The following is a 25,404-nucleotide window of genomic DNA, read 5'->3' as shown; positions in this document are numbered from 1 at the left end:
AAGACACGCCGATGGGACGAATTCTGGTGCTCGCCGAGCACAACACGGGCACGCTGGACACGGTGACCCGCGAACTGCTCGCCGCCGCGGCCCGGCTCGGTGAACCGGCCGTCGTGCTGCTGACCGGGCCGGGAGCCGGCCCGGCGCTGGCCGGCCAGCTGGCAGGGTGGGGTGTCACGGATGTCTACCTCGCCGAGAGCACGTACGCCGGCACCCGGCTGACCACTCCCGCCGTCGCGGCGCTCGAGGCGGCGGTGCGCCTGGCCCGGGCCGCCGGCGCCGAGGTCTCCGGGGTGCTGATCGCCGGGACCATCGACGGGCGGGAGGTCGCGGCACGGCTGTGCGTGCGGCTGACCGCCGGTCTGATCAGCGACGCGGTCGACGCCCGGCTGCGGGACGGTGTGATCGTGGCCACCGTGCCGGTGCTCGGCGGCGCGTACACCGTGGAGGCCGTGGCCAAGGGGCTGGCGGTCGTGACGGTCCGTCCCCACAGCATTGTCGCCGACGGCATTCCCGGCAGCGTTCCCGACCGTGATGTTCCGGGTGGCACAGTGACAGCCCCGATCCGGCTTGAGATCGACGCCGAACTGGAACGCGGGCGCGGAGCGGAAATCGTCGCCGTGCATCCGCGTCCGGCCTCCGGCATCCGGCCCGGCCTGACCGAGGCGAGTGTCGTGGTCTCCGGCGGGCGCGGCCTGGGCTCGGACGAGGGCTTCGGCCTGGCCGGCGACCTGGCTGACCTCTTCGGCGGCGCCGTCGGGGCATCGCGGGCCGCCGTGGAGGCCGGGCTCTGCGAGCCCGGCCTGCAGGTCGGCCAGACCGGCGCGACCGTGACCCCGGAGCTCTACATCGCCCTGGGCATCTCCGGGGCCATCCAGCACCGTGCCGGCATGCAGGGGGCGGGCACGATCATCGCCGTCAACAAGGACGCGGACGCGCCGATCTTCGCGGTAGCGGATTTCGGGGTCGTCGGGGACGTCTTCACCGTCGTGCCGCAGCTGATCGAGGCCGTCGTGGCCCACCGTGCCGCCGCAGGGTGACCTAGAATCTGGCGAGCAGCTCCATTTTCTTGGTTTCGAACTCGGCGTCGGTGACGACCCCGGCGTCCCGGAGCTGCCCCAGCTGGAGGAGGTGGCCGGCGGCCGCGCCGGAGGCGAGGACGCGGGCATCCGTCACCGACCGCGGGGCGGCGTCGAGCGCGAGCGGCGCGGGACCGGGTACCAGCGGGGCGGGGGTGAGCGCTGCGCCGGCCGGTACCGGGGCAGGGCCGTGCGGGGTGCCCTGGGACATCCGGTCGATCCAGGCCAGGGCGATGGCCGAGACGATGAAGACCATGTGGATGACGACCTGCCAGAGCACGCCGTCCCAGGTGTAGACGTCGCCGGTGATGCTCTCCTGGCCGTCGGTGGACGTCGAACCGCGGGCGGCGAGGTCGCCGACCTCAATGAAGGTCTTCAACAGGTGGATGGACGAGATGCCCACGATGGCCATCGCGAGCTTGACCTTGAGCACGTTCGCGTTGACGTGGGAAAGCCACTCGGGCTGGTCGGGGTGGCCGTCGATGGCGATGCGCGAGACGAACGTCTCGTAGCCGCCGATGATGACCATGATCAGGAGGTTGGCGATCATGACCACGTCGATCAGGCCCAGCACGCCGAGCATGATCGTTGCCTCTTCGATCACGATCCCGTCCGGTCCCGGGTGTGTGAATGCGTGGATGACGCCCTCACCGAGGTGGATGAGTTCGACCATGAAGACGATCACGTAGATGATCTGGGCAACGATCAGGCCGATGTAGAGCGGGGCCTGGAGCCAGCGGCTGAAGAAGATCATCAGGCCGACGCTCTTCACCCACTGGGATTGCTGGCGGAAAGGGAGCTGGCTGGAGGTTTCAGTCACCGGACCATCGTAGGGGGAGGCCGGATGGGAGATCCCTGTATCCAGTAGCGTTGGTCGGGTGAGCGGGAAGCCAGCGCGGGCCGGAACGACCGAGGGTGCCCCCGGCGCCCCCGGCCGGCGACCGCACCGCGCCGGCCGCCGCCCCGGGCCGCGGCGGCCGATGCTGTCCGTGCGGGTGCGCATCCTCGCTGCGATCCTGCTCGTCGCGGCGGCCGGCCTGTTCGCCTCGGGTGCGGCCGCGTCGCTCGTGCAGCGCGAACGCACCCTCGACTCCGTCGACAGCGCGCTGACCGCCGAAGTCGGCGAGGCCCGGTTCATCGCCACCGAGTCCGGCTCCACCTCCCTGGACGCGGTGCTGGCGGCCGTCGTGCAGCAGGTGCGCCCCGGCACGAACGAAACCACCCTCGCGATCATCGACGGCGCCGCGGCGCTCGCCCCGGGCGGAGACGTCGACTTCCGGCTGGAGGACGACCGGGCCTTCGTCGACCGGGTGACGGCCGAGACCTCGTCCGGACAGGTCGTTCGTGGCACGCTGGTTCTGCCGGGCCAGACCGTGCGCTACGTGGCCGCCCCCGTGACCGTGGCGGGGGACGCCGCCCGGGGGATCTTCGTGGCCGCCTTCGACGTCGATGCAGAACTCGAGCCGGTGACGGATGCCCTGGGCACTTACGTCCGCGTGGGTCTTGCCGCCTTCGTCGTGCTGGGCCTCGTCGGCTGGCTGGTGTCGGGGAGGCTGCTCCGGCCGATCCGTTCCCTGCGCGAGGCCGCGGCGAGGATCACGGCCTCCGACGTGAGCGAACGGATCCCCGTGAACGGCCACGACGACGTGTCCGACCTGACCCGCACCGTCAACGGCATGCTCGACCGCCTGGAGGGGGCCCTGGTCGCGCAGCGCCGTTTGCTCGAGGACGTGGGCCACGAACTCAAGACCCCGATCACGATCGTGCGCGGCCACCTGGAGCTGATGGACCCGGCAGACACGGCCGACGTGATCGGCACCCGGGTGCTGGCCATCGACGAGCTCGACCGGATGAACGTCCTGGTGCGGGACATCTCGGTCCTGGCTGAGGTGCAGCGGCCGGCCGGCCTGACCCGCGCGCCCGTCGACATCGCCGCCCTCACCGAGCAGGTGCGCACCAAGGCCTCCGCGCTCTCCGGCCATCGCTGGGCGACCCCTGAGGCGGCGCACGTCGTCGCGTCGGTCGACGCCGGCAAGCTCACCCAGGCGCTCCTGCAGCTGGCGGCCAACGCCGTCAGCCACGGCGCCGTCGACGGCACCATCGAGATCGGCAGCGCCGTCGGCCGGGGCACCGGGGGCGAGTCCCGCCTCCGTCTGTGGGTGCGGGGCGGCGGGCCGGGGATCGAGGCCGAGGCGCAGGAGCAGATCTTCGAGCGCTTCCGCCGCGGCAGCGCCGGGCGCGGTGAGGCCGGCTCGGGACTGGGTCTCGCCATCGTGCTGGCCATCGCCGAGGCCCACGGCGGGACCGCCACCGTGGCCTCCCGGCCCGGGCACGGAGCCACTTTCACGATCGACCTGCCCATCCCGCCGGCCGAAGCCGGCCACGCACCGACGGAGACCAGCCCGTGAGCCGCATCCTGATCGCCGAAGACGAACTCCGGATCTCATCCTTCATCGAGAAGGGCCTCGCCGCGGCCGGCCTGGCCACCGTGACGGTCAGGTGCGGCACCGACGCCCTCGATTTCGCCCTGACCGGCGACTTCGACCTGCTGCTGCTGGATATCGGGCTGCCAGGAATCGACGGCTACGAGGTGCTGCGGCGCCTGCGGGCCGAGGAGTGCACCCTGCCGGTGATCGTGCTCACGGCCCGGGACTCGGGGGAGGACGTACTCGCGAGCCTGGGTGGTGGAGCGAACGACTACATGGCCAAGCCGTTCCGGTTCGACGAGTTGCTCGCCCGGGTGCGGCTGCGCATGACGGATGCCGTGCGGGCGACCGGTGCCGTGCCGGTGGTCGAGGCGGCACTGGAGGTCACGGGACTCCGGCTCGATCTGCGCACGCGACGCGCGGCCGTCGGCGATCGGCAGGTCGACCTGTCGGCGAGGGAGTTCGCTCTGGCCGAGGAATTCCTGCGCAATCACGACCAGGTGCTCAGCCGGGAACAGCTGCTCAGCCGGGTGTGGGGCTACGACTTCGACCCCGGGTCGAACATCGTGGACGTGTACGTCGGGTACCTCCGGGCCAAGTTCGGCGCCGGGAGGATCGAAACGGTCAGAGGAATGGGCTACCGGCTGCGCTGAGAGAAGCGCGGGCCGATAGCCCAACCGGGGTGCCTGGCTAGTCGTCGGTGTCGCTGCTGTGGCCCGAGTCGTCGCCCTCGTCTGAACCGTGGTCTGCACTGTCGTCTGCACTGTCGTGTGCGGAGTCGTCGGAGTCGTCGCTGTGACCGGCTTCGTCGGTCGCGTCGTCGGTCGTGTCTTCGGTGGTGTCGCTGTCATCGGACTCGTTTTCGGACTCGTCGTCGGTGCCGACCGCGGCGTCGCCGTCGTCATCCGTCGCGGACTCGTTCTCGGTCTCTCCGACCTCGGTCGTTTCCTCGTTCGTATCGTCGCCCGAGTCGCCGATTACGGCGTCGCTCGCGTCAGCGCCGAGTTCGCCGATGGAGTTGTCGTCGAGGAGATCAATGGTCTCGACGACCGAGGTGTCGTCCGAGACGCTCGAGGTCGGTACGGGGTCGCTGCCGGCTCCCGGGTCGGCCTGGGCGGCAACGATGCCGATGGACATGAGCCCGGCGAGTCCGAGGGTTGCCAGAATGATGGACTTCTTCTTCGTCATCTGCGGCATGCGCTGACCTTTCGTTTGCGTCGGTAAACCGACGTTCGGTGCGTGGCGGGGTGCGTCTCCACCCCTTCACTGTGGGGTGCCGGGATGAGGCGGGCACGAGAGGGCTGTGAGAGCTCTCTTAGATTCGGGGGTCGTCAGTCCTCGGGGGAGGAACCGTCATCGTCGCCGTCCTCGGACACGACCACCGGGGCGGGGGCAGGCACGAGTTCAGGCTCCGCGGCATCCGTGTCGGAGTCGGTGTCAGTGCCGCTGCCGGTGTCGCTGGCGCTGGCGCTGGCGCTGCCGGCGCCGGCGCCGGCGCCGAGGTCGGTCGACTCGGGGACGTCGCTCGGGCCCGGCGTCGTTCCGGGGGCGGCAACCGGTGGCGCGGCGGGGTCGGTGCCCAGGTCAGCATTGCCCGGGACCGCGCCGACCTCGACCGTGCTCACCTCGACCGTGCTCACCTCGACCGTGCTCACCTCGACCGTGCTCACCTCGACCGTGACGGGCGGAACCCCGAGCGGGGTACCCGGCAGGTCGGGCAGGACCAGGGCGCTGACCATCGACGCCGAGGCAGCGGCGGCGACGAGAACGGCCAGTCCGACGCCGCCGAAGAGCAGGAACCGTGAGCGCCGCGGTGTCCGGGCATGCGTTGTCATCGTGCCTCCACGGCTGTGCGACGGTTGTGCTGAGGCTGTGCCATCGGCTGTGTCTTGATCCTACGAGGCCGGGCCCCGGACCCGGGTGAGAATGCTCTTAGACCCGACTCCCCGGTGGTCGGGGTGGGCGTCGCACATGACTCCTGCAGAACCCAGTCGGCCGCACCGCACCCTGATTTCGGGCCGTTTCGCGGAATCTGCAGAAGTTATGCTCGGGGCTCCTCCGGCCCGGGGCTCCGGCTGGGGGCCGCGCCCTACCCCGGGGGGGGTAACTCAGGAAGATCCGGCGGGACCACCCGCTGCACCCGCTGCGTGCCTGGCGGAGGCGGCTCGCGGCATCCGTTTCTCCTGAGTTAGCCACACAGAGCAACGCGCACCCTCTGCATAACTCCTGCAATCTGGTCGCCCAGGGCCCAGTCCGGCCAGTCATTGCGCGGATGTCCCCGAGCGGCATCACGATTTGCAGGAGTTATGCCCGGGCAAGAGCGGAGACCGAGCTGCGGGACCGCACCAGCAGGTTCACCGAGCGCCCGGCGATGCTGCCGATGATCACGGTCACCAGGGTCAGCGACAGGTATCCCCAGAACGGTTGGGCGGGGCCCCCGGCCAGCTTCAGCCAGTGCAGCGCGTAGGTGCCGCTGGACGCGACCGTGAACGTGAAGGCCCAGAAACCGAGTGTGAACGGCAGCCGCCAGTAGGTGCCGATCAGGGCCGCCTGCACCGCGATCAGCAGCACGAAGGTGCCCAGCAGCAGGTACTGAATCGTGTCGAGCCGGCCACCGGTGAACGCGAACCACGCGTTGCCGGCCACCGCCGGGGGAGCGGAGAAGATCGCGAACGTCGGCACCAGGGCCGCGGGCAACGCCGGCCGGAACACCATCCGGGCCAGCACGATCGTGCCGAGGAGAAGCCAGAAGAGCACCCCGACGCCGATGCCGGCCACGGAGAGCCCGGTCCAGCACGCGCCTGTGGCGGACTGGCCGAGGATCAGGAAGGCGGCGACGGTGGGCAGCAGGTACCCGGCGTGCACCGCGTCGATGTTGCGGTTCCCCGCGGCCAGCCCGGCCACGAAGCGCGCGCCCAGAACCACCGCGAGCCCCATGCATGCCACAACGAGAATATGACCGGCGAGAGGCGTGGATGCCGCGAAATGTGTCCCGATCAGCATCCCACTGACGGGCGCGAGGGTCGCGAACGCGCCCTGAACCGGGTGGTCGAGGTCGGCCCGGATGCCGCCGCGCCGGTTCCGGCTCCGCAGCAGGTAGTTGCCGATCACACCGGTCCAGGCGGCCAGCGCCACGAACCAGAGCACGTCGCCGATCAGGGCCGGAGTGCCCAGGGTGTCCCCGGCCATCGTCCAGGTGCCGGCGAGGCCGGACAGGCCGAAGGGGATGCCGAGGCTCGACAGCGGGGCGCGGCCGACGGGCAGCCCCCGGGTCTGGCCTGAAGGGATCGGATCGGCATCCTGGGGGCCTGATTGTGCGATCACGTGCGCGAGCTCCTCGGTCGGTTCGCCGTGCAGCCGACGGCCTCACGAACATCCTCGATGCTTCGTGAACGGATGCCAGGGCACGGCGGCCGCCGACCGGGTCCCGGCCCCGGGCTACTCTGGACCTGTGAATTCAGGACGCACGAACGACGCCCCCGCAACTCCGCCCGCCGCCGCGACCCCCGCCGAGAACGGGTTCGCCCGGGTCACCGAGGCCCCCCTCGACGTGGCTGAACACGTGCGGGTCGTCTCGACCGGCTCGTGCGGGGCCGTCGTCACCTTCATCGGCCAGGTGCGCGACCACGACCCCGACGCGGCCGGGCAGGTGACCGGGCTCGATTACAGCGCGCATCCGGATGCCGGCCGCATCCTGTCCGAGATCGTCGCCCGGTTCCGCGCCGAATACCCGCAGGTGAACCTGGCGCTCAGCCACCGGATCGGCCACCTCGATGTGGGCGACCTGGCCCTGGTCGCGGCCGCGGCGAGCGCCCATCGCGGCGACGCCTTCACGGCGTGCGAGCGGCTGGTCGAGTGCGTCAAGGCCGAGGTGCCGATCTGGAAGAAGCAGTACGAGGCCGACGGGTCGACCGGCTGGGTCGGCCTGGCCTGATTCCGCGTTCGATTTATTAAAACGGACGTGTATCATCTTTATTAGAGCGCGGCGTGGTCGTGCCACCGAGGAGGATGCTTCCCATGACTGCCGAACCCATTGCCCTGAGCTCCGCGCACACCTGCACCTGCAACCACGATGACGCCGCCGAGGCCATCGTGCTCGACGGCCGCACCATCCCGCATGCGGTGCGCCACGCGGCGATCTTCGGTGCGCTGGACGCGATCCAGATCGGTTTCGCACTCGACCTGATCGCCCCGCACGACCCGCTGCCCCTGCTGTCTCAGTTGGAGAATACCCGTCCCGGCGCGTTCTCGGTGTCGTACCTGGAACGCGGTCCGGAGGCCTGGCGCATCCGTTTCACCCGCGTCGCCTGACCGCCGCGTACCCTACGTCAGACCCGAGCACCCGATACCCGTCGTGAATCGACACCCGCGCCGCGCCGGCTGGCGGATGGCCCTTCTCCTGCTGGGCGGCATCGCCCTTTTGGCGGGGCTTGACGGGGCGCTGCTGCTGCTGGGCCTGCCGGCTCCGGTCGTCACCGCGCGGCTGGCCGATGTGCACGGACCCCTGATGGTCTTCGGCTTCGTGGGAAGCGTGGTCGTGCTCGAGCGGGCCGTCGCGATCCGGCGCGCCTGGGCCTTCCTGTCCCCGGCCTTCCTGGGCCTCGGCGGGCTGGCCCTCCTGTCGCCGCTGCCCGTCGTGATCGGGCAGCTCGCCTTCATGGCCGGGTCGGCCATGCTGCTGCCGATCTACCGGGAGATCTGGCGGCGTCAGGCATCGACCGCCACGGCGGTGCAGTCGCTCGGGGCGCTGCTGGGCGTGAGCGCCACCGTGCTCTGGCTGGGGGGTGCCCCGGTCCCGCACCTGGTGCCGGCCATGACGCTGTTCCTGGTGCTCACAATCGCGGGCGAACGCCTCGAACTCGCTCGCATCTCGCCCTCCGTCGACGAGCGGGCCGAATCCTGGCTGCTGGCCTCCGCACTCGTCCTGACCGGGGGCGTTCTCGTGGCGCTGGTCTGGCCCGGGATCGGCTATCCGATCCTCGGGCTCGGGATGCTGGCGGTCGTGGCCTGGCTGTTCCGGCACGATGTGGCGACCCGGCTCGTGCGCGGCGTGGGCCTGCCGCGCTACATTGCCGTGTGCCTCCTGGCCGGCTACGCCTGGCTGTTCGTGGTCGGCGCCGTCTGGGTTCTCGCCGGGCCGGCCTATTCCGGCCCGGCCTACGACGCCGTGCTGCATGCCGTCTTCCTGGGCTTCGTGATGTCGATGATCATGGCGCACGCGCCCACGATCCTGCCCGCGGTGCTGCGCCGGCCGCTGCCGTACCGGCCGGTGCTGTACGCGCCGGCACTGTTGCTGCACGCCTCGCTGGTGGTGCGCATCCTGCTCGGCGACGCGCGCGGCCTGCCTGAACTGGTGCAGTGGGGCGGCGTGGCCAACATCGCGGCGGTGCTGCTGTTCGTGGTGCTGGCCGTGGTGTCGGTGCTGCTCGGCGTGCCCGCCCGAAAGACAACAACGAAAGTGATCAGATGAGCCGTCGATTGTGGCACCTTCTCACCGGGCTGCTGGTGCCGGCCTGGCTGGTCCTCACCGTCGTGGCGGTGCTGTTCCACCGCTTCCTGCCGGTCGCGCCCTGGCTGATGGTGCACCTGTTGCTGCTGGGCGCGGTCAGCACCGCCATCCTCACCTGGAGCCAGCACTTCGCCGACACCCTGCTGCGGCGGAGCGCCCCGGGCGGCCGGGCCTCGATGGGCGTCCGGCTCCTGACCCACACCGTGGGCGCGGCGCTCGTCGTGGCCGGCATGGTCGGCGGCTGGTGGCCGCTCGTACTGGTCGGCGGCAGCCTGGTCGGGGCCAACGCCCTGCTGCATGCGGGCATCCTGTTCGCCCAGTCGCGCGGGTCGTTGCCGGCCCGCTTCGCGCCGCTCGTGCGCTACTACCTGGCGGCCGGCGTCGCCCTGTCGATCGGGGTGACCCTGGGCGTGCTGATGGCGCGCACCGACGAGGGGGAGCCCTTCGAGCGCCTCTTCGTCGCCCACATCGGTCTCAACCTGCTCGGCTGGGTCGGCCTGACCGTCATCGGCACGGTCGCCCTGCTCTGGCCGACCGTGCTGCACGCCCGGGTGCAGACCACGCGGGCATCGGCCCGCGGCACACTGCCGCTGCTCCTCGCCGGGCTCGCGGTGCTCGGCCTCGGCGCGCTGGCCGATCAACGTCTGGTCACCGCCCTCGGCGCCCTGCTCTACCTGGTCGGCCTCGGGCTGGTCCTGGTCGAGGCCGTGCGCCTGGGCCGCACGTCCCCGCCGACCACCTTCGCAAGCTGGAGCATCGGTGCCGCCCTGGCCTGGTTCTTCCTCTGCGTGGCCGGGTTCGGACTGCTCGTGGCGTTCGCTCCCAGCTGGGTCGCCGCGGCGGACCGGCTCGAGCAGCTCGTCCCCGTGTTCGCGGTCGGTTTCGCCGCGCAGATCCTGCTCGGCGCGCTGAGCTACCTGCTGCCGGTGGTGCTCGGCGGCGGCCCCCGGGTATCCCGCCCCACGGCCCGGGAGCTCGACCGTGGCGCGCTGTTCCGGGTGATCGTCGTCAACGGCGGCCTGGTGCTCTACCTGCTGCCGGTGCCCAGCCTGGTCAGGGTCACCCTCTCCCTGCTCGTCGTCGGCACCCTCGCATCCTTCCTGGTCTTGATGACCCGGGCGATGCGGGTGAACCGGCGCGTGCGCCGAGCCACGGATGCCTCNTCCTTCCTGGTCTTGATGACCCGGGCGATGCGGGTGAACCGGCGCGTGCGCCGAGCCACGGATGCCTCGGCCTCGCCGATCCGACCGGCCGGCGGCCCCGCCGCGACCGGCGCGGAGCAGCCGCGCCGGACCGGCGCGACCGTCACGGCCGTCGGCGCCCTGCTCCTCGTCGTCACCCTCGGCGTCGCGATGGACCCGGCCGCCGCGGGGATGGCGAGCGGGGCGGCATCCGCCGGGGTCTCGGCCAGCGGCCACGCGACCGGGCACACGACCCGAGTGGACGTCAGGATGAAAGACACCCGTTTCAGCCCGGACCGGATCGAGATTCCGGCCGGCGACACCCTGGTGATCACCCTGACCAACGCCGACGACATGGTGCACAACCTCGTGCTCGCCACCGGCGTGGTCTCCGGTTCCGTCGCTCCGGGAACGAGCAAGGATGTCACCATCGGCGTCGTCGGAACGGATATCGACGGCTGGTGCTCGATCGCCGGGCACAAGCTGCTCGGCATGACCCTCACCGTCGTGGCCGTCGGCGCGGACCCTGCCGGGGACGCGGCCATGCCGGCGGGCCACGCCTCCGCCGGCGGGGAATCGTCGGCGGCGGACGACCTCGACCTGATGAAGAAGCCCGCGGCCGACTTCACGGCACGCGACGCCGTGCTGCCGCCGGTATCCGTGCAGACCGGGTCCACGCCGAACGGGTCCACGCCGACCGTGCACACACTGACCATGCGGGTGAAGAACGTCACCACCGAGGTGTCGCCCGGCGTCACCCAATCACTCTGGACGTTCAACGGCACGGCCCCCGGACCGACCCTGCACGGCCGGGTCGGCGACGTCTTCGACATCACGTTCGTCAACGACGGCTCGATCGAGCACTCGATCGACTTCCACGCCGGCGCTCTGGCGCCCGACAAGGCAATGCGCAGCATCGCACCGGGGCAGAGCCTGAGCTACCGGTTCACCGCCACCAGCTCGGGAATCTGGCTCTACCACTGCTCCACCATGCCCATGTCGGTGCACATCGCGAACGGCATGTTCGGTGCCGTCGTCATCGACCCGGCCGGACTGACCCCGGTCGACCGGGAATACGTCCTGGTGCAGTCCGAGCTCTACCTCGGCGCGCAGGGCGGCGAGGCCGACGCCGACAAGGTGGCGGCCCAGTTCCCCGATCTGGTGGTCTTCAACGGCATCGCCAACCAGTACGGTGCCCGGCCGCTGACCGCGAAAGTCGGGGAGCGGGTGCGCGTCTGGGTGCTCGACGCCGGCCCGAACGTGGGCAGCTCCTTCCACGTCGTCGGCGGCCAGTTCGACACCGTGTTCAAGGAGGGGGACTACCTGCTGCGCGACGGCGGCAGCACCGGAACCGGCGGTTCGCAGGTGCTCGACCTGGCCGCCGCCCAGGGTGGCTTCGTCGAGCTGACCTTCCCCGAGGCCGGCAGCTATCCCTTCGTCAGCCACGTCATGTCCGACGCCGAAAAGGGCGCTCGTGGCGTCTTCCAGGTCACGCCGTGAACGAATTCGACGGAGATTTTGGTCCCACAAGCGCAAAGCGGGCGGTTTCGGGCCCAAATCGGCAAAATCTCCGTCGAATTGGTTCAGGGGCGACCCGCGGGCACCGAGTTTGCGCCCAGGGGTATCGGTTTTGCCGGGTGGACAGGAGACTGGGCCGATGACGCCGTCGTCGAAACGCACGTCGAGCTACCGCACGCTCGCTTCGTTCAGCAGGATCAAACTGCTGCACTTTCTGCAGCAACGCGGAACCATGACGGTGGGCGACCTGGCCGAAGCCACCGGACTGCACCACAACACGGCCCGCGAGCACCTGCAGCGCCTGATCGGCGATGGTTTCGTCACCTGCCAGCCGGAAAGCAAGGACTCAAAGGGCCGTCCGCGGATGCTGTACAGCGCCGCCGCCGGCCCGGACCGCGCCGAGGGTTCGATCCGGGCGGCCAAGGCCCAGGCAGCCGAGCGCCACGGCGATCAGGTGCGACGGATGCTGCGGGTCGAGGCCGTCATCCACTCGCCGCTGCAACGGCAACTGGACGCCCTCGACGACCACCTCGACGGCACCGGCTTCGACGCGCGGCTCGCGATCGACGACGCCGACGGTGACCACGTTCACCTGCACGAGTGCCCGTACAGGGACATGGTCAAGGCACACCCCGAGGTCTGTCGGGTGCACTTCGGGCTGCTGAAGACACTGCTGGAGATGACCGAGGGCCCGCTAAGCGCCGACGCGCTGCACCCGCTGGTCGAACCGAACACCTGCGTTCTCGACCTACACCGGTCCGACACTGAACCCGCCGAAGACGCACAGCCCCAGGAGCAGCACCGGCCCGCAATCATTTATCACGGCGTTTCTGACTTGTAGCGCCTTTTCCCGCCGGTGAGACTGGGCTGCGAGGGTGGTCGCTGACCGCAGTGACCCCGGGCAGTGCAAGGGGTACAGTGTGAAATCGCTCAAGAATTCCGCCTTTTCGAAGCCGGCCGCCACACCCGCGAAGCCCGGCATCGACGGCCCGATCGACGACACGATCCTGAAACTCGGGCGCTTCCTGCGCCGCGGCAAGGCCTCGCCCGACCTCCGCTCGGTGTTCCTCGAGGGCGGCCGCGACGCCGACTCGTTCTACCGCGACCGCTGGACCCACGACAAGGAGGTGCGGTCCACCCACGGCGTGAACTGCACCGGCTCCTGCTCCTGGAAGGTGTACGTCAAGGACGGCATCATCACCTGGGAGACCCAGCAGACCGACTACCCCTCCGTCGGCCCCGACTCGCCCGAATACGAGCCCCGCGGCTGCCCCCGCGGCGCCGCCTTCAGCTGGTACACCTACTCGCCGACCCGGGTGAAATACCCCTACGTGCGCGGCGTGCTGCTCGACCTCTACCGCCAGGCGAAGGCCCGCACCGGCGACCCGGTGCTCGCCTGGGCCGACGTCACCGGCAACCCCGAGTCCGCCCGCGCCTATAAGAGCGCCCGCGGCCAGGGCGGCCTGGTGCGCACCAGCTGGGACGAGGCATCCGAGATCGTCGCCGCCGCCCACGTGCACACCATCAAGAAGTACGGCCCGGATCGCATCGCCGGCTTCTCGCCGATCCCCGCCATGTCGATCGTCTCGCAGGGGGTGGGCAACCGGTTCATCTCCATGCTCGGCGGCACCATGCTCTCCTTCTACGACTGGTACGCCGACCTGCCCGTCGCCTCCCCGCAGGTGTTCGGCGACCAGACCGACGTGCCGGAGTCGGCCGACTGGTGGAACTCGTCCTACCTGATCATGTGGGGCTCCAACGTGCCGGTCACCCGCACCCCCGACGCGCACTTCATGGTCGAAGCCCGCTACAAGGGCCAGAAGGTCATCACCGTCTCGCCCGACTACGCCGACAACTCCAAGTTCGCCGACGAGTGGCTGGCGGTGCACCCCGGCACCGACGGCGCCCTCGCGCTGGCCATGGGCCACGTCGTGCTCAGGGAATTCCTGGTCGACCGCCGCACGCCCCGCTTCGTCGACTACATGAAGCGCTACAGCGACTCCGCCTACCTGATCGGTCTCACCAAGCGCGGCGACGCGTACGTTCCCGGCAAGTTCATGACCGCGGATGCCCTGCCCGGCCTGGCACCGACCGTCGCCAGCGCCGCGTTCAAGCCGGTGCTTCTGGGCCAGGACGGCCAGGTTGTCGTGCCCAACGGTTCGATCGGGCACCGGTTCTCCGAGACCGACGTGGGCAAGTGGAACCTCGACCTGGAGGGCGTCGACCCGCTGCTGTCGATCGCGGACGCACCCGACTACGACCAGGCATCCGTGGCCATCGACATGCCGCGGTTCGACGTGGCACCGGAGACCGACGAGGTCGGCGAGCAGCACGCGGGAGGCGCGGGCGTCATCCGTCGCGGCGTGCCCGTGCGGATGGTGGCCGGCCAGCTGGTCACCACCGTGTTCGACCTGCTGCTCGCCCAGTACGGCGTCGGCCGGCCCGGCCTGCCGGGCGTCTGGCCCACCGGCTACGACGACGCGTCCTCGCCGGGCACCCCGGCCTGGCAGGAGGGCATCACGTCGGTGCCGATGCAGGCCGCCGAGCGGATCGGGCGGGAGTTCGCGCAGAACGCCGAGGACTCCGGTGGGCGCTCGATGATCCTGATGGGCGCCGGCACCAACCACTGGTTCCACTCCGACACCATCTACCGGGCCTTCCTCGCCCTGACCACCATGACCGGCTGCCAGGGCGTGAACGGCGGCGGCTGGGCGCACTACGTCGGCCAGGAGAAGGTACGCCCGATCACCGGCTACGGCCAGTACGCGTTTGGCCTGGACTGGGTGCGGCCGCCCCGCCAGATGATCGGCACCGGCTTCTTCTACCTCGCCACCGACCAGTGGCGCTACGACGGACTGTCCGCCGACACCCTGTCCAGCCCGCTCGGGGCCGGCACGTTCAAGGACCGCACCACGGCCGACTGCCTGGTCGAGTCGACCAAGCGCGGCTGGATGCCCGGCTACCCCACCTTCAACCGCAATTCGCTCGACCTGGTCGACGACGCGGTCGCCGCGGGTGTGGACCCGGCCCAGTACGTGGTCGAGTCCCTCGGCGACGGCACGCTCGAATACGCGGTCGAAGACCCGGATGCGCCGGAGAACTTCCCGCGCATCCTGGACATCTGGCGGGCCAACGTGATCGGCTCCTCCGGCAAGGGCAACGAGTACTTCCTCAAGCATCTGCTCGGCACGAAGTCCGCGGTGCGGGCGCCCGAGTCGCCGCCGGAGAAGCGGCCGAAGACCATGAAATGGCACGAGACCGCGCCCGAGGGCAAGCTCGACCTGATGGTGACCAGCGACTTCCGCATGACGAGCACCACCATCTTCAGCGACGTGGTGCTGCCCCCGGCCACCTGGTATGAGAAGAACGACCTGTCCACGACGGACATGCACCCGTTCATCCACTCCTTCAACCCCGCGATCGCCCCGCCCTGGCAGGCCAAGACCGACTTCGACATCTTCCACCTCCTGGCGGAGAAGATCTCCGAAATGTCGGTCGAGCACCTCGGAGTTCGGAAGGACCTCGTCGCCGTGCCGCTGCTGCACGACACCCCGGATGCGATGAGCGCCCCCCACGGCATCGTCGAGTACGACCAGGTGCTGGTGCCCGGCGTGACCATGCCCAAGCTGGTCGTGGTCGAACGCGACTACCCGGCCTTCGCGGCCCGGCTCGGGGCCCTCGGGCCGCTGACCGAGAAGCTCGGGATGGTCACCAAGGGCGTCAAGTTCAACCCGGACGTCGAGGTCGCCTACCTCGGCCAGAAGAACGGCCTGGTCCAGAGCGGCCCCACCGCGGGACGGCCGCAGCTGAAGACCGCCATCCAGGCCTGTGAAATGGTGCTGGCCCTCTCCGGCACCACTAACGGCCGCCTCGGCACGCAGGGCTTCCGCCAGATGGAGGAGCGCACCGGAATGAAGCTGGCGCACCTGGCCAGCGACAACGAGGGCCGCCGCTTCTCCTACCCGGATGTCCAGGGCGCGCCGGTCCCGGTGCTCACCTCCCCGGAATGGTCCGGCAGCGAGCACGGCGGCCGACGCTACAGCGCGTTCACGATCAACGTGGAGCACCTCAAGCCGTGGCACACCCTGACCGGGCGGCAGCACTTCTACCTCGACCATGACTGGATGATCGAACTGGGGGAGCAGCTGCCGATCTTCCGGCCGCCGCTGGACATGCACCGCCTGTTCGACGACTCGATCGTGGGCTCGACCGCCGCGACCGGGGCGACCGGCTCGAAGGGCCGGGCCGAGGTGGCGGTGCGCTACCTGACGCCGCACTCGAAGTGGTCGATCCACTCCGAGTACCAGGACAACCTGATGATGCTCTCGCTGTCCCGCGGCGGCCCGACCATCTGGATGTCTCCGCTCGACGCCGACAAGATCGGCGTGCGCGACAACGAGTGGATCGAGTCCTACAACCGCAACGGCGTCGTCGTGGCCCGCGCCATCGTGTCGCACCGGATGCCGGAGGGCACCGTGTACATGTACCACGCGAAGGACCGCACCATCAACGTGCCGATCGCCGAGACCAGCGGCATGCGCGGTGGCACCAACAACTCCCTCACCCGCATCCTGCTCAAACCCAGCCACCTGATTGGCGGCTACGCCCAGCTGTCCTTCGCTTTCAACTACCTCGGCCCGACCGGGAACCAACGCGACGAGGTCACCGTGATCCGTCGACGCAGCCAGGAGGTTGAGTACTAAATGCGCGTAATGGCTCAAATGTCGATGATCATGAATCTCGACAAGTGCATCGGCTGCCACACCTGCTCGGTCACCTGCAAGCAGGTCTGGACCAACCGCACCGGCGTCGAGTACGTCTGGTTCAACAACGTGGAGACCAAGCCCGGCGTGGGCTACCCGCGCCGCTACGAGGACCAGGAGAAGTGGAAGGGCGGCTGGACGCGCAACAAGCGCGGACGCCTGAAGCTGCGCTCCGGCGGCCGGATCAAGCGCCTGGCCACCATCTTCAACAACCCGGACCTGCCCGTCATCGACGACTACTACGAGCCGTGGACCTACGACTACGACATGCTCACCAAGGCCCCGCTGAGCACCCAGAGCCCGGTGGCCCGGCCCAAATCCCTGCTGACCGGCCAGAACATGGACATCAAGTGGTCCGGCAACTGGGACGACAACCTCGGCGGCTCGCAGGAGACCGCGGCCGACGACCCCATCCTCGCCACCATGAGCGAGCACGTGAAGATGGAGTTCGAGAACACCTTCATGTTCTACCTGCCGCGCATCTGCGAGCACTGTCTGAACCCCGCCTGCGTCGCCGCCTGCCCCTCGGGCGCGATGTACAAGCGCGAAGAAGACGGCATCGTGCTCGTCGATGAAGACGGATGCCGCGGCTGGCGCATGTGCGTCTCCGCCTGCCCCTACAAGAAGGTCTACTTCAACCACAAGACCGGCAAAGCGGAGAAGTGCACTCTCTGCTACCCGTTGATCGAGCAGGGCAAGCCCACCATCTGCTCCGAGACCTGCGTCGGCCGGCTGCGCTACCTGGGCCTGATGCTCTACGACGCCGACGCGGTCCTCGCGCAGGCCTCGGTCGAGAACGAGCAGGACCTGCTGGATGCCCAGCGCGCCTGCTTCCTCGACCCGTTTGACCCGGAGGTGATCGCCGCGGCGAAGGCGGAGGGCATGGAGGACGACTGGATCCTCGCCGCCCAGAACAGCCCCATCTACAAGCTCATCTCCGAGTACAAGGTGGCCCTGCCGCTGCACCCGGAGTACCGCACCATGCCCATGGTCTGGTACATCCCGCCGCTGTCCCCGGTGGTCGACGTCATCTCGACCACCAACAACGACGGCGAGGATGCCCGCACCCTGTTCGCCGCCATCGACAAGCTCCGCATCCCGGTGGAGTACCTGGCCGGCCTGTTCTCGGCCGGGGACGTCGTTCCGGTCGAGTCCTCCCTGCGCAAGCTCGCCGCGATGCGGTCCTACATGCGCGACATCAACCTGGGGCGCCCCCGCAACGAGTCGATCCCGGCCGCGGTCGGCATGACCGGCACCGAGATCGAGGCGATGTACCGCCTGCTGGCGATCGCCAAGTACGAGGACCGCTACGTCATCCCGAAGGCGCACGTCGAGACGGCGCGCGAGCTGGAGGAACTCGCCTGCTCGCTCGACACCGACGGCGGCCCCGGCATGGGCGGGCCCACCGCGGCCACGGCGGCGGGCCCCTACGGGAAGACCCCGGGCATGCCTTTGAACGCGACCGTCGACAACTACAACGAGATGGTCGGCAAGGGCGGGGAACGCACCCGGCCCACCACGCCGGGCCGGGTCAACCTGCTCAACTGGACCGGCGGCGGCGTGCCGAAGGGCATGTTCCCGCCCAGAACCGCCGACGGCGCCCCCGGGATCCCCGCATGAGGCTGCCGAAGCTGCCGGTCCGCAAGGTGACAGCCCTGCCGTTGTCCGCGGAGGACGGCCGGATGGCGCACATGGCGGCGTCGATCCTGCTGGACTACCCCAGCGAGGAGCGCCGGGCGCGCTTTTCGGCCGTGGCCGCATCGGTGACGCTGCTGCCGGATCCGCTCCGCCACGCCTTCGAGGCGTTCCTGACGGCGGCGGATGCGATGAGCCAGCAGGAGCTGGAGATCCACTTCACGGCCACGTTCGACCTCAAGCGCAAGTGCTGTCCGTACCTGAGCTACTACGCGGCGGGGGACACTCGCCGGCGCGGAATGGCGCTGGTGCGCTTCGTCGAGGCCTACCGCGCGGCCGGCTGGGAGGTGGCGGCGGACGAACTGCCCGACTACCTGCCGATGGTGCTGGAGTTCTCGGCCCTCAGCGAGTCGCCGATCGCCCAGGAGTTGCTCGCCGCCCACCGCGACGGCATCGAGGTGCTCCGCACGGCCCTCGAGGCGGTGCCGAGCCCCTACGCGCACGTCGTGGAGGTGGTGTCCCTGTCGCTGCCGAAGATCGACGAGGAAACCCGTCAGCGCTACCTGGACCTCGTCAACGAGGGACCGCCCACCGAGACGGTCGGCATGACCTTTCTCGGCAATCTCAAACCGTTCTCGCCGTCCGCCGCGAACAGTGAGGACGTACGGGTATGACCCCGCTCGACATTCTGCTCTGGGTGGCGTTCCCCTACGCCGCGGCCGTCGTCTTCATCGTCGGCCACCTGCTGCGCTACCGGTTCGACCAGTTCGGCTGGACGTCCCGGTCGAGCCAGACCTACGAGAACAAGTGGCTGCGCTGGGGCTCGCCGATGTTCCACTACGGCATCCTGATGGTCTTCGGCGGCCACCTCGTGGGCCTGTTCATCCCCAAGCCCTGGCTCGAGTTATTCGGCGTCACCGAGCATTTGTACCACCTGGGGGCCACCTGGCTGGGCAGCATCGCGGCGGTGCTGACCATCGCGGGCCTGGTCATCCTGCTGGTTCGTCGGCGCCTGGTCGCCCGGGTCAAACTGGTCACGACCGCGATGGACAAGGTGATGTACCTCTTCCTCGCCGGCACCATCGCCTTCGGCACCACGGCCACGGTGCTCTACCAGGTGCTCGGCGCCGGCTACGACTACCGCGGGTCGATCTCGCCCTGGCTCCGCAGCCTCTACGGTTTCCAGCCGGACCCGTCGCTGATGAGCGGCGTGCCGTTCTTCTTCCAGCTGCACGTGCTCTCGGCGACGGCCCTGTTCCTGCTGTGGCCGTTCAGTCGCCTGGTGCACGTCTTCTCGGCGCCGCTCGGCTACTTCGTGCGGCCCTACATCGTCTACCGTTCGCGGGACGGCCACCGCGGCGCGGGTGCAGTGAAGGCCCGCCGCGGCTGGGAGAAGAGCGAGCTGCCACGCGGCACCCGCCATCGGGAGGGCAGTCGCCGTTAGCCGCCCGGCCCGGAGACATTGACGCCGGCGCGCGGCCGGGCAATCGTGGAGATGTTCTCACCCGCCGATTGCAGTGCAGCCGAAAGGTCTCCGATCATGACCGCGCCCAAAGCGCAGCACCTCAGCGTCGAGGAGCGGAAAGCCCGCGGCAGGAGCGCGCGGGAGCGCACGCCCCTCACCAGTCATCGGGGCTGGGTTCCCGCCGCCGACCGGCCGGACCCGCCGTCGCTGCTCGAGGCTCAGAACACCACCAGGGAGCAGGACCTGGTGCCGGTTCGGCACGACCGGATGCTGGTTTCCCCCTTCACCTTCTACCGCGGTGCGGCCAAGATCATGGCGACCGACCTCACGGACACGCCCCGGGCGGGCCTGATCGCCCAGCAATGCGGTGACGCCCACCTCTCCAATTTCGGCGTGTTCGTGTCACCCGAGCGGCTGCTCCTCTTCGACCTCAACGACTTCGATGAGACGCTCCCCGGTCCGTTCGAGTACGACGTGCTGCGGATGACCGCCAGTTTCACGATCGCAGCCCGAAACAACGGCTTCAGCGCGTCCGGCGCCCGGGATGTGACCCTCGCGGCGGTCCGTGCGTATCGAGAGGCCATGGCCTCGTTCGCCCAGATGCGCACCATGGACATCTGGTACGCCCGGTTGTCACAGGAGGACCTGACGAAGGTCCTCCAACAGTCCGTGGGCGCCGGGACAGGCAAGCAGCGGAAACTGAACCGGACCATCGAGAAGACAATGCAGCGCAACTCGGCGAAGGCCCGCACCAGGGATAGCCTGCAGGCTCTCTCCAAACTCGCCGAGTTCGACGACGGGCAGTACCGGATCGTGAGTCAGCCGCCGATCGTCATCCCCGCCCGAGGGCTCCTCGACGCGTTCGGGATGTCAGCCGAGGAGACCCGGCGCGCTATCCTCGACCAGTTGCGCGCCTACCGGGTCACCCTTCCGGACGACCGCCGTCATCTGCTCGAGCAGTTCCAGCTGGTCGACGTGGCCCGCAAGGTGGTGGGTGTCGGCAGTGTCGGCACCCGCTCCTTCATCGCCCTGCTCCAGGGGCGAGATGAACAGGACCCGCTCTTCCTGCAGATCAAGGAGGCCACGGCATCCGTTCTGGAAGACCACCTGCCGAAGAGTCGTTACAAGCAACCGGGGGAGCGGGTCGTGCAGGGCCAACGGCTGATGCAGGCCGCCAGTGACATCTACCTGGGCTGGACGAAGGGCGTGCAGGAGAACCGCTTCATCTACTGGCGGCAGCTGCGCGACATGAAGGGGTCTGCCGAGGTCGAATCGCTGAAACCGGCCGGCCTGTCGCTGTACGCCCACGCCTGCGGCTGGACGCTCGCCCGGGCGTACGCCCGCTCGGGCGTACGCCCGCTCGGGCGACCCGATCGCGATCGCGGCCTACCTCGGCAAGAGCGACAAGTTCGATAAATCGGTCACCGATTTCTCCGAGCGCTACGCCGACCAGAACGACCGGGACTACGCCCTGTTCGCCGGGGCGGTCGGTTCCGGCCGCCTGCAGGCAATCGAAGGCGTCTAGTTCTTCGCCGAACCGTGAGAAAAGACCCGGTAAATCGAAAAAATAGGGGCGAGACTCACGGTTCGGCGCGATAGCGGACGAAGACGACGCCGTTGCCGAAACGGCGGTCGGCGAGCAGCTGCAGCGGCACGCGCACTCCGTTCGGGAAGTGGGAGTGGCCGCCGCCGAGCATGATCGGCGAGACGAGCAGCCGGAACTCGTCCACCAGGCCGGCCCGGATCATCCGTGCGGCCAGGTCGGGCCCACCACGTAGCCGTCGAGCGACGTGATCCCGGTGTAGACGAGTCTGGCCAAGATGCTGTCCCTTCGTTTCGACCCGTTGTGCAGCGACCCGCCGCGCGGGCTACTGAGGGAAGGCTGCACGTCGTGGCGAGGTACGGCTCCCCGTGCTTAGCATTGCGAGAGTACGGGCTCACACACGTGCCTGCCCGGTGACGCCCACAAGGAGAACCATGTTCGAAGCGCTGCTCGACACCATCGCCGGTCTGCCCGTTCACCCCCTCATCGTGCACGCCACCGAGGTCGTCGTTCCCACTGCAGCCCTTGTCATCGTCGTTGCCGCCCTGTGGCCCCGCTTCCGCAAGTGGGCCAGATTCCTTCCGCTGCTGCTGGCCCTGGCCGCCGTCGTTCTCGTGCCGTTGTCGACCCAGTCCGGCGAAGCACTCGAGGAGCGGGTCTCCGAGAGCGCCCTGATCGAGACGCACGCCGACCTGGCCGAGGGCCTGCTGCCGTGGGGGATCGGTCTGGCCGTGGTCGCCGGCGTGCTGCTCTGGTGGAACTACCGGGAGATCTTCGGCCGGGGCTCCACGCGCCGCGCCCCGAGGTGGGTCGCCATCGTCCTGGCCGCGGCCGCCCTGCTCGCCTCCACCGGCACCACTGTGCAGGCCATCCGCATCGGCCACAGCGGCGCGACCGCCGTCTGGTCCGATGACATGGGCACACCGGCGCCCGCCGGCAACAAGGACTGAGCCGGCACTGGCCGTTCCGCGGCCGTCAGACGTTCCCCAGCCTCCAGCGGCGACCGGGTCATCCGTTCGCCGCTGGAGGCTTCTTTCCAGGTACTCAGACACCCATGTGCTCTGAGACTTACTGGGTGTCCGCGGAGGTGAGGCCGCTGGAGACTTCGTGCGCCCACTCGACGGCCCGCTCGAGCTCGCCGTCCACGAGCGGGCCGGCGTAGCCGTGCACGTGGAAGCTCATCTGCTTGACCACGATCTCGAAGCCGAGGCTCTTCAACTCCTGCTTCGCCGCCCGGGCCGCTGAGCCCGGCAGGCGCGGCGCGTTCGCGCGGGTGTCGAAGGTCGCGGCCTTGACACCCGTCACCGGGGCGAGGCCGTCCAGCCATTCCCGGATGCCTCGAGTCGGCAACCGGGGCGCCTCATGCTGGTTCACGGCATCCTGCCGGGTGTTCGGCCGGCTCATCGAGAAGGCGTGCGTCGGGCCGCCGACCAGCAGGAGGTCGTAGCCGTCGGCCGACGCTGGAGCGCTGTCGGTGTCGACGACCTCCACCTCCATGGTGGTGCCGAGTTCGGCGGCGATCGCACGCGCGACCTGCTCGGTGTTGCCCCATTGGGATTCGTAGACCACGAGTGCTCGCATGACGTCCTCCGTTTTTTGCCCAGAATACGTCGATGGTGCCGCCGAGGGAACCGCGGCAGCCGGCCGCCCCCGGCCGCCGCCCCCGGCGCGGAACCAATTCGACGGAGATTTTGCTGTAAAAGCGCGTCTTCGGGGTATCTGGGGCCGATTCGGGCAGAATCTCCGTCGAATTCGTTAGGGCGCGGCGCGGCGCGGTCAGCTGGGGAAGGGAGCGCCCTTGCGGGCGTAGTAGAACCAAACGAGCCAGGTGCAGAAGACGCAGAACACGGTGCAGCCGATGAAGAACGCGGTCGGGCTGATGGCCGTGAGCGAGATGCCGACGATGAACGGGCCGAAGGCCGCGATCGCGGAGGTCCAGGCGATGGCGCCGCCGGCCTGTCGCTTAGGGAAGATCATCGGCATCTGCTTGAACGTGCCGGCGTTGGCCAGTCCCGCGAAGAAGAAGATCACGATCATGCCGGCGAGGAAGCCCCAGAACTCGTCCACGCTGGTCGGGGTGAGGAAGAAGGACGTGAACGCGGTTCCCGCCACCATGCCGAGGCCGCCGACGAAGGTGAAGATCGCGCCGCCCCACCGGTCGCAGAACGGCCCGCTGGCCGCGCGCACCAGGGCGCCCACGACGGGACCGATGAACGCGAACGCGAGCGGGTTCGGGGCATCCGGGAAGTCGCCGTAGACGTTGAGGATGATCAGGCCCATCTGGGCGGCCAGGCCGCTGTAGGCGCCGAAGCTCATCAGGTAGATGGCCGTCATGATCCAGGTGTGCTTCACCCCGAAGATGTCCATCTGCTGGCGGAAGTTGGCCGTGACCGGCACCCGCCGCAGGTACACGACCGAGAGCACGACGGCGAGCAGCGCCCAGGGGATGAGCACCAGGCCGCCGTTGTGCAGCCAGACCAGGTCGCCCGCGGCGCTGCTCTGCGGGGTGAGGGCCGCCGTGCCGAGGAGGCCGAAGCCCACGACCCAGGGCAGCAGCAGCTGCATCAGGCCGATGCCGAAGTTGCCGAGGCCGGCCTGCAGGCCGAGCGCGGTGCCGGCGAGGCGTTTGGGAAAGAAATAGCTGGTGGATGCCATGAAGCCGGAGAACGTGCCGCCGCCGATTCCGGCCGAGAAGGACAGCGCGAGCAGCACCCAGTACGGGGTGGAGGTGTCGCGGGCGGCGAGGGTCCAGCCGATCATGGGCAGTACGAGCAGGGCCGAGGACATGGCCACGAGGGCCCGGGTGCCCATCATCGGCGGCAGGAACATGAAGACCAGGCGCAGCAGGCCGCCGGCGAGTCCGGGCAGGGCCACCAGCCAGTACAGCTGGCCGGGAGTCAGCGAGTAGCCGATGTCGTTCAGGCGCGGGGCGATCGCGCTGACGAGGTACCAGGTGGCGAAACTGAGCGTCAGGCTGAAGGTGGTGATCCAGAGGGTGCGCCAGGCGAGCTTCGGATCCCAGGTCTCGTCGTGTTCCGGGTCCCAGTTCGACAGGTCCGGTTGGAGGTTCGCGGCGTACTGCGTGGGCGGTGCGACAGACATGTTCTTCCTTCGTCCGGGTGCGCTGCCGGGCGCCAAAGGCCCGCATAGCTACCACCTTGACCGGCCGGCCGGGATGCGACAACGCGCGAACACCGTGAAAAATGATTCCGATCCGGTCCGGCTCGAACCTCGTCCCGGCGGTAGCCGAACGGTGGCGGGCCGGGTCAGCCGCCGGCGAAGGGCGGCAGCACGTCGACGGCGTCGCTGCCGGCGAGCGGCACCGCGTCATCCGTGGCCCGGGTGCCGTTCACCAGCAGCGAGCACCGGTTCAGGATGCGTTCGAACTCGGCCCCGTAGCGGGCCACGAGCCGGGCGCGCAGGTCGCCGATCGTGGCCGCGTCGAGGGCGGTGCCGTCGGTGGCGGCGGCCTCGGCGGCGGCCGCGAAGAAGCGCACCGTGGCCATCAGCGGGTCGTGTCCGGGTAGTCGGCCGGCCATGCCAGGGCGAGCTCGGTGGCCAGGGCGGAGGCGCGTTCAATGTCGGCGGCGGTACCCCCGGCGCGGGCGGCGGCCAGCCCGACCAGGAACGTGCTCAGCGGCGCGGCGGGCCGGGCCACATTGTGGGCCACGTCGCGGGCCACGTCGAGCAGGGTGCCCACCGGGACGTCGGCCGGGTCGAGGCCCAGCCGCGCGGCGAGGGCCGCCAACCAGTCGTCGAGGGCCTCGGGGGGAAGCGGGGCGGAGGTGCTCATTCGGTTTCACTCCTCATCGGATTGCTCCGCGACGGGGTCGGCCTCGGTGAGCAGGAGTGCGGAGCTCCTCTCCACATCCTGCCACGTGTCCACGTCGCTGCCCGCGCCGGCGGCGTCCCGGATGCCGCGCAGGGTGAGCGGGGCCAGCAGGTCACGCATGCTCGAACCGTGCGCGTCGGCGCCGAGCCGGCCCGCGGCCGCCCGCAGGGGAGCCAGACGGTAGATCGCGGCGAGCCACTGCGCCCGGCCGCCCTCGTCGGTGAGGTGCAGGCCGTGAACGGATGCCGGCAGCCCCGGGTCGGTCGCCGCCGGCACCAGCAGGCGCGCGGCATCCGCGGCCCAGGGCAGGTCACAGGCCAGCACCAGCACCCACTCGGCCGCGACAACGGATGCCGCGGGCCGGTCCAGCGCAGCCAGCCCGGCGACGATCCCGGCGACGGGCCCGCCGAACGGTGGGTCCTCCAGGGTCCAGGCCGCCGCGGGCACGGCCTC

General features: G+C 69.7%; 25 protein-coding genes. 15 read left to right on the top strand and 10 right to left on the bottom strand.

Going from position 1 to position 25,404, the window contains the following annotated elements; genetic code table 11:
• The first annotated feature begins 11 nt into the window (after positions 1-11).
• Positions 12-1,040 carry an electron transfer flavoprotein subunit alpha/FixB family protein gene (locus tag E3T37_RS07900; protein ID WP_134366256.1) on the top strand — a complete coding sequence of 343 codons (1,029 nt, stop codon included), beginning with the start codon at positions 12-14 and terminating at the stop codon, positions 1,038-1,040.
• Position 1,041: 1 nt separating this feature from the next.
• On the opposite strand, the gene E3T37_RS07895 is transcribed toward E3T37_RS07900, so the two are convergent.
• A complete protein-coding gene (locus tag E3T37_RS07895; RefSeq protein WP_241976082.1) occupies positions 1,042-1,899 on the bottom strand; it encodes a TIGR00645 family protein in 858 nt (285 codons plus the stop codon).
• A gap of 58 nt (positions 1,900-1,957) precedes the next feature.
• Here E3T37_RS07895 and E3T37_RS07890 point away from each other — a divergent pair, with 58 nt between their 5' ends.
• Complete coding sequence (locus E3T37_RS07890) at positions 1,958-3,487, top strand: cell wall metabolism sensor histidine kinase WalK (protein WP_241978675.1); 1,530 nt, start codon at positions 1,958-1,960, stop codon at positions 3,485-3,487.
• On the top strand, positions 3,484-4,158 hold the full coding sequence (locus tag E3T37_RS07885) for a response regulator transcription factor (RefSeq protein ID WP_134366253.1): 675 nt from the start codon (positions 3,484-3,486) through the stop codon (positions 4,156-4,158). The genes E3T37_RS07890 and E3T37_RS07885 overlap by 4 nt, the downstream gene beginning before the upstream one ends.
• A 37-nt stretch (positions 4,159-4,195) precedes the next feature.
• Here E3T37_RS07885 and E3T37_RS07880 read toward each other — a convergent pair whose 3' ends face one another.
• From E3T37_RS07880 to E3T37_RS07870, 3 genes are all read right to left on the bottom strand, one after another.
• Complete coding sequence (locus tag E3T37_RS07880) at positions 4,196-4,702, bottom strand: hypothetical protein (RefSeq protein ID WP_134366252.1); 507 nt, start codon at positions 4,700-4,702, stop codon at positions 4,196-4,198.
• A gap of 134 nt (positions 4,703-4,836) precedes the next feature.
• Positions 4,837-5,340 carry a hypothetical protein gene (locus tag E3T37_RS16785; protein ID WP_166789196.1) on the bottom strand — a complete coding sequence of 168 codons (504 nt, stop codon included), beginning with the start codon at positions 5,338-5,340 and terminating at the stop codon, positions 4,837-4,839.
• A 469-nt stretch (positions 5,341-5,809) separates the two neighbouring features.
• Entirely contained in the window at positions 5,810-6,829 is a 1,020-nt protein-coding gene (locus E3T37_RS07870) for a C4-dicarboxylate transporter (RefSeq protein ID WP_166806082.1), read from the bottom strand.
• A 127-nt stretch (positions 6,830-6,956) separates the two neighbouring features.
• Here E3T37_RS07870 and E3T37_RS07865 point away from each other — a divergent pair, with 127 nt between their 5' ends.
• The 11 genes from E3T37_RS07865 (at position 6,957) to E3T37_RS17345 (ending at position 21,101) form a co-directional block, all read left to right on the top strand.
• The gene (locus tag E3T37_RS07865; RefSeq protein ID WP_241975815.1) at positions 6,957-7,439 is read left to right on the top strand and encodes a molybdenum cofactor biosynthesis protein MoaE; all 483 of its coding nucleotides are present in this window, start codon (positions 6,957-6,959) and stop codon (positions 7,437-7,439) included.
• Positions 7,440-7,522: 83 nt separating this feature from the next.
• On the top strand, positions 7,523-7,816 hold the full coding sequence (locus E3T37_RS07860; RefSeq protein WP_241985464.1) for a DUF2249 domain-containing protein: 294 nt from the start codon (positions 7,523-7,525) through the stop codon (positions 7,814-7,816).
• 76 nt (positions 7,817-7,892) lie between these two features.
• A complete protein-coding gene (locus E3T37_RS07855; RefSeq protein WP_134366325.1) occupies positions 7,893-8,975 on the top strand; it encodes a hypothetical protein in 1,083 nt (360 codons plus the stop codon).
• Positions 8,972-11,695, top strand: coding sequence for a multicopper oxidase domain-containing protein (locus tag E3T37_RS07850; RefSeq protein ID WP_134366247.1), 2,724 nt, complete (start codon positions 8,972-8,974; stop codon positions 11,693-11,695). The genes E3T37_RS07855 and E3T37_RS07850 overlap by 4 nt, the downstream gene beginning before the upstream one ends.
• A 157-nt stretch (positions 11,696-11,852) precedes the next feature.
• Complete coding sequence (locus tag E3T37_RS07845; RefSeq protein WP_134366246.1) at positions 11,853-12,554, top strand: metalloregulator ArsR/SmtB family transcription factor; 702 nt, start codon at positions 11,853-11,855, stop codon at positions 12,552-12,554.
• A 79-nt stretch (positions 12,555-12,633) separates the two neighbouring features.
• Positions 12,634-16,416 (top strand): nitrate reductase subunit alpha, encoded by a 3,783-nt coding sequence (locus E3T37_RS07840; protein WP_134366245.1) that lies wholly within the window; start codon positions 12,634-12,636, stop codon positions 16,414-16,416.
• Positions 16,417-18,096, top strand: a complete 1,680-nt coding sequence (gene narH / locus E3T37_RS07835; protein ID WP_134366244.1) for a nitrate reductase subunit beta — start codon at positions 16,417-16,419, stop codon at positions 18,094-18,096.
• Complete coding sequence (narJ, locus tag E3T37_RS07830) at positions 18,093-18,785, top strand: nitrate reductase molybdenum cofactor assembly chaperone (protein ID WP_134366243.1); 693 nt, start codon at positions 18,093-18,095, stop codon at positions 18,783-18,785. The genes narH and narJ overlap by 4 nt, the downstream gene beginning before the upstream one ends.
• Positions 18,782-19,555 (top strand): respiratory nitrate reductase subunit gamma, encoded by a 774-nt coding sequence (gene narI, locus E3T37_RS07825; RefSeq protein ID WP_134366242.1) that lies wholly within the window; start codon positions 18,782-18,784, stop codon positions 19,553-19,555. Before narJ ends, narI begins: the two co-directional genes overlap by 4 nt.
• Before the next feature lie 96 nt (positions 19,556-19,651).
• Complete coding sequence (locus E3T37_RS07820) at positions 19,652-20,992, top strand: DUF2252 domain-containing protein (protein ID WP_241985465.1); 1,341 nt, start codon at positions 19,652-19,654, stop codon at positions 20,990-20,992.
• On the top strand, positions 20,949-21,101 hold the full coding sequence (locus E3T37_RS17345) for a DUF2252 family protein (protein ID WP_241978679.1): 153 nt from the start codon (positions 20,949-20,951) through the stop codon (positions 21,099-21,101). The genes E3T37_RS07820 and E3T37_RS17345 overlap by 44 nt, the downstream gene beginning before the upstream one ends.
• Positions 21,102-21,156: 55 nt before the next feature.
• Here the strand turns inward: E3T37_RS17345 and E3T37_RS07815 are convergent, their stop codons facing one another.
• Positions 21,157-21,324 carry a dihydrofolate reductase family protein gene (locus E3T37_RS07815; protein WP_134366241.1) on the bottom strand — a complete coding sequence of 56 codons (168 nt, stop codon included), beginning with the start codon at positions 21,322-21,324 and terminating at the stop codon, positions 21,157-21,159.
• Between the two features lie 229 nt (positions 21,325-21,553).
• On the opposite strand from E3T37_RS07815, the gene E3T37_RS07810 reads away from it, so the two are divergent.
• Positions 21,554-22,069 carry a DUF2231 domain-containing protein gene (locus E3T37_RS07810; protein WP_198416006.1) on the top strand — a complete coding sequence of 172 codons (516 nt, stop codon included), beginning with the start codon at positions 21,554-21,556 and terminating at the stop codon, positions 22,067-22,069.
• 118 nt (positions 22,070-22,187) lie between these two features.
• Here the strand turns inward: E3T37_RS07810 and E3T37_RS07805 are convergent, their stop codons facing one another.
• From E3T37_RS07805 to E3T37_RS07785, 5 genes are all read right to left on the bottom strand, one after another.
• Positions 22,188-22,700, bottom strand: a complete 513-nt coding sequence (locus E3T37_RS07805; RefSeq protein WP_134366240.1) for a flavodoxin domain-containing protein — start codon at positions 22,698-22,700, stop codon at positions 22,188-22,190.
• Between the two features lie 195 nt (positions 22,701-22,895).
• The gene (locus tag E3T37_RS07800; RefSeq protein WP_134366239.1) at positions 22,896-24,221 is read right to left on the bottom strand and encodes an MFS transporter; all 1,326 of its coding nucleotides are present in this window, start codon (positions 24,219-24,221) and stop codon (positions 22,896-22,898) included.
• A 164-nt stretch (positions 24,222-24,385) separates the two neighbouring features.
• The gene (locus E3T37_RS07795; protein ID WP_134366238.1) at positions 24,386-24,625 is read right to left on the bottom strand and encodes a MoaD/ThiS family protein; all 240 of its coding nucleotides are present in this window, start codon (positions 24,623-24,625) and stop codon (positions 24,386-24,388) included.
• Positions 24,625-24,912 (bottom strand): DUF6457 domain-containing protein, encoded by a 288-nt coding sequence (locus E3T37_RS07790; protein WP_134366237.1) that lies wholly within the window; start codon positions 24,910-24,912, stop codon positions 24,625-24,627. Before E3T37_RS07790 ends, E3T37_RS07795 begins: the two co-directional genes overlap by 1 nt.
• 6 nt (positions 24,913-24,918) lie before the next feature.
• On the bottom strand, positions 24,919-25,404 hold a 486-nt coding region (locus E3T37_RS07785), incomplete at its 5' end, for a molybdenum cofactor guanylyltransferase (RefSeq protein ID WP_166806081.1).

The organism is Cryobacterium sp. TMT2-10 (assembly GCF_004403075.1).
In the GTDB taxonomy this organism is placed as follows: Bacteria; Actinomycetota; Actinomycetes; order Actinomycetales; family Microbacteriaceae; genus Cryobacterium; species Cryobacterium shii.
The sequence above is the reverse complement of the archived record's forward strand: the minus strand, read 5'-3'. Positions and strand labels throughout refer to the sequence as shown.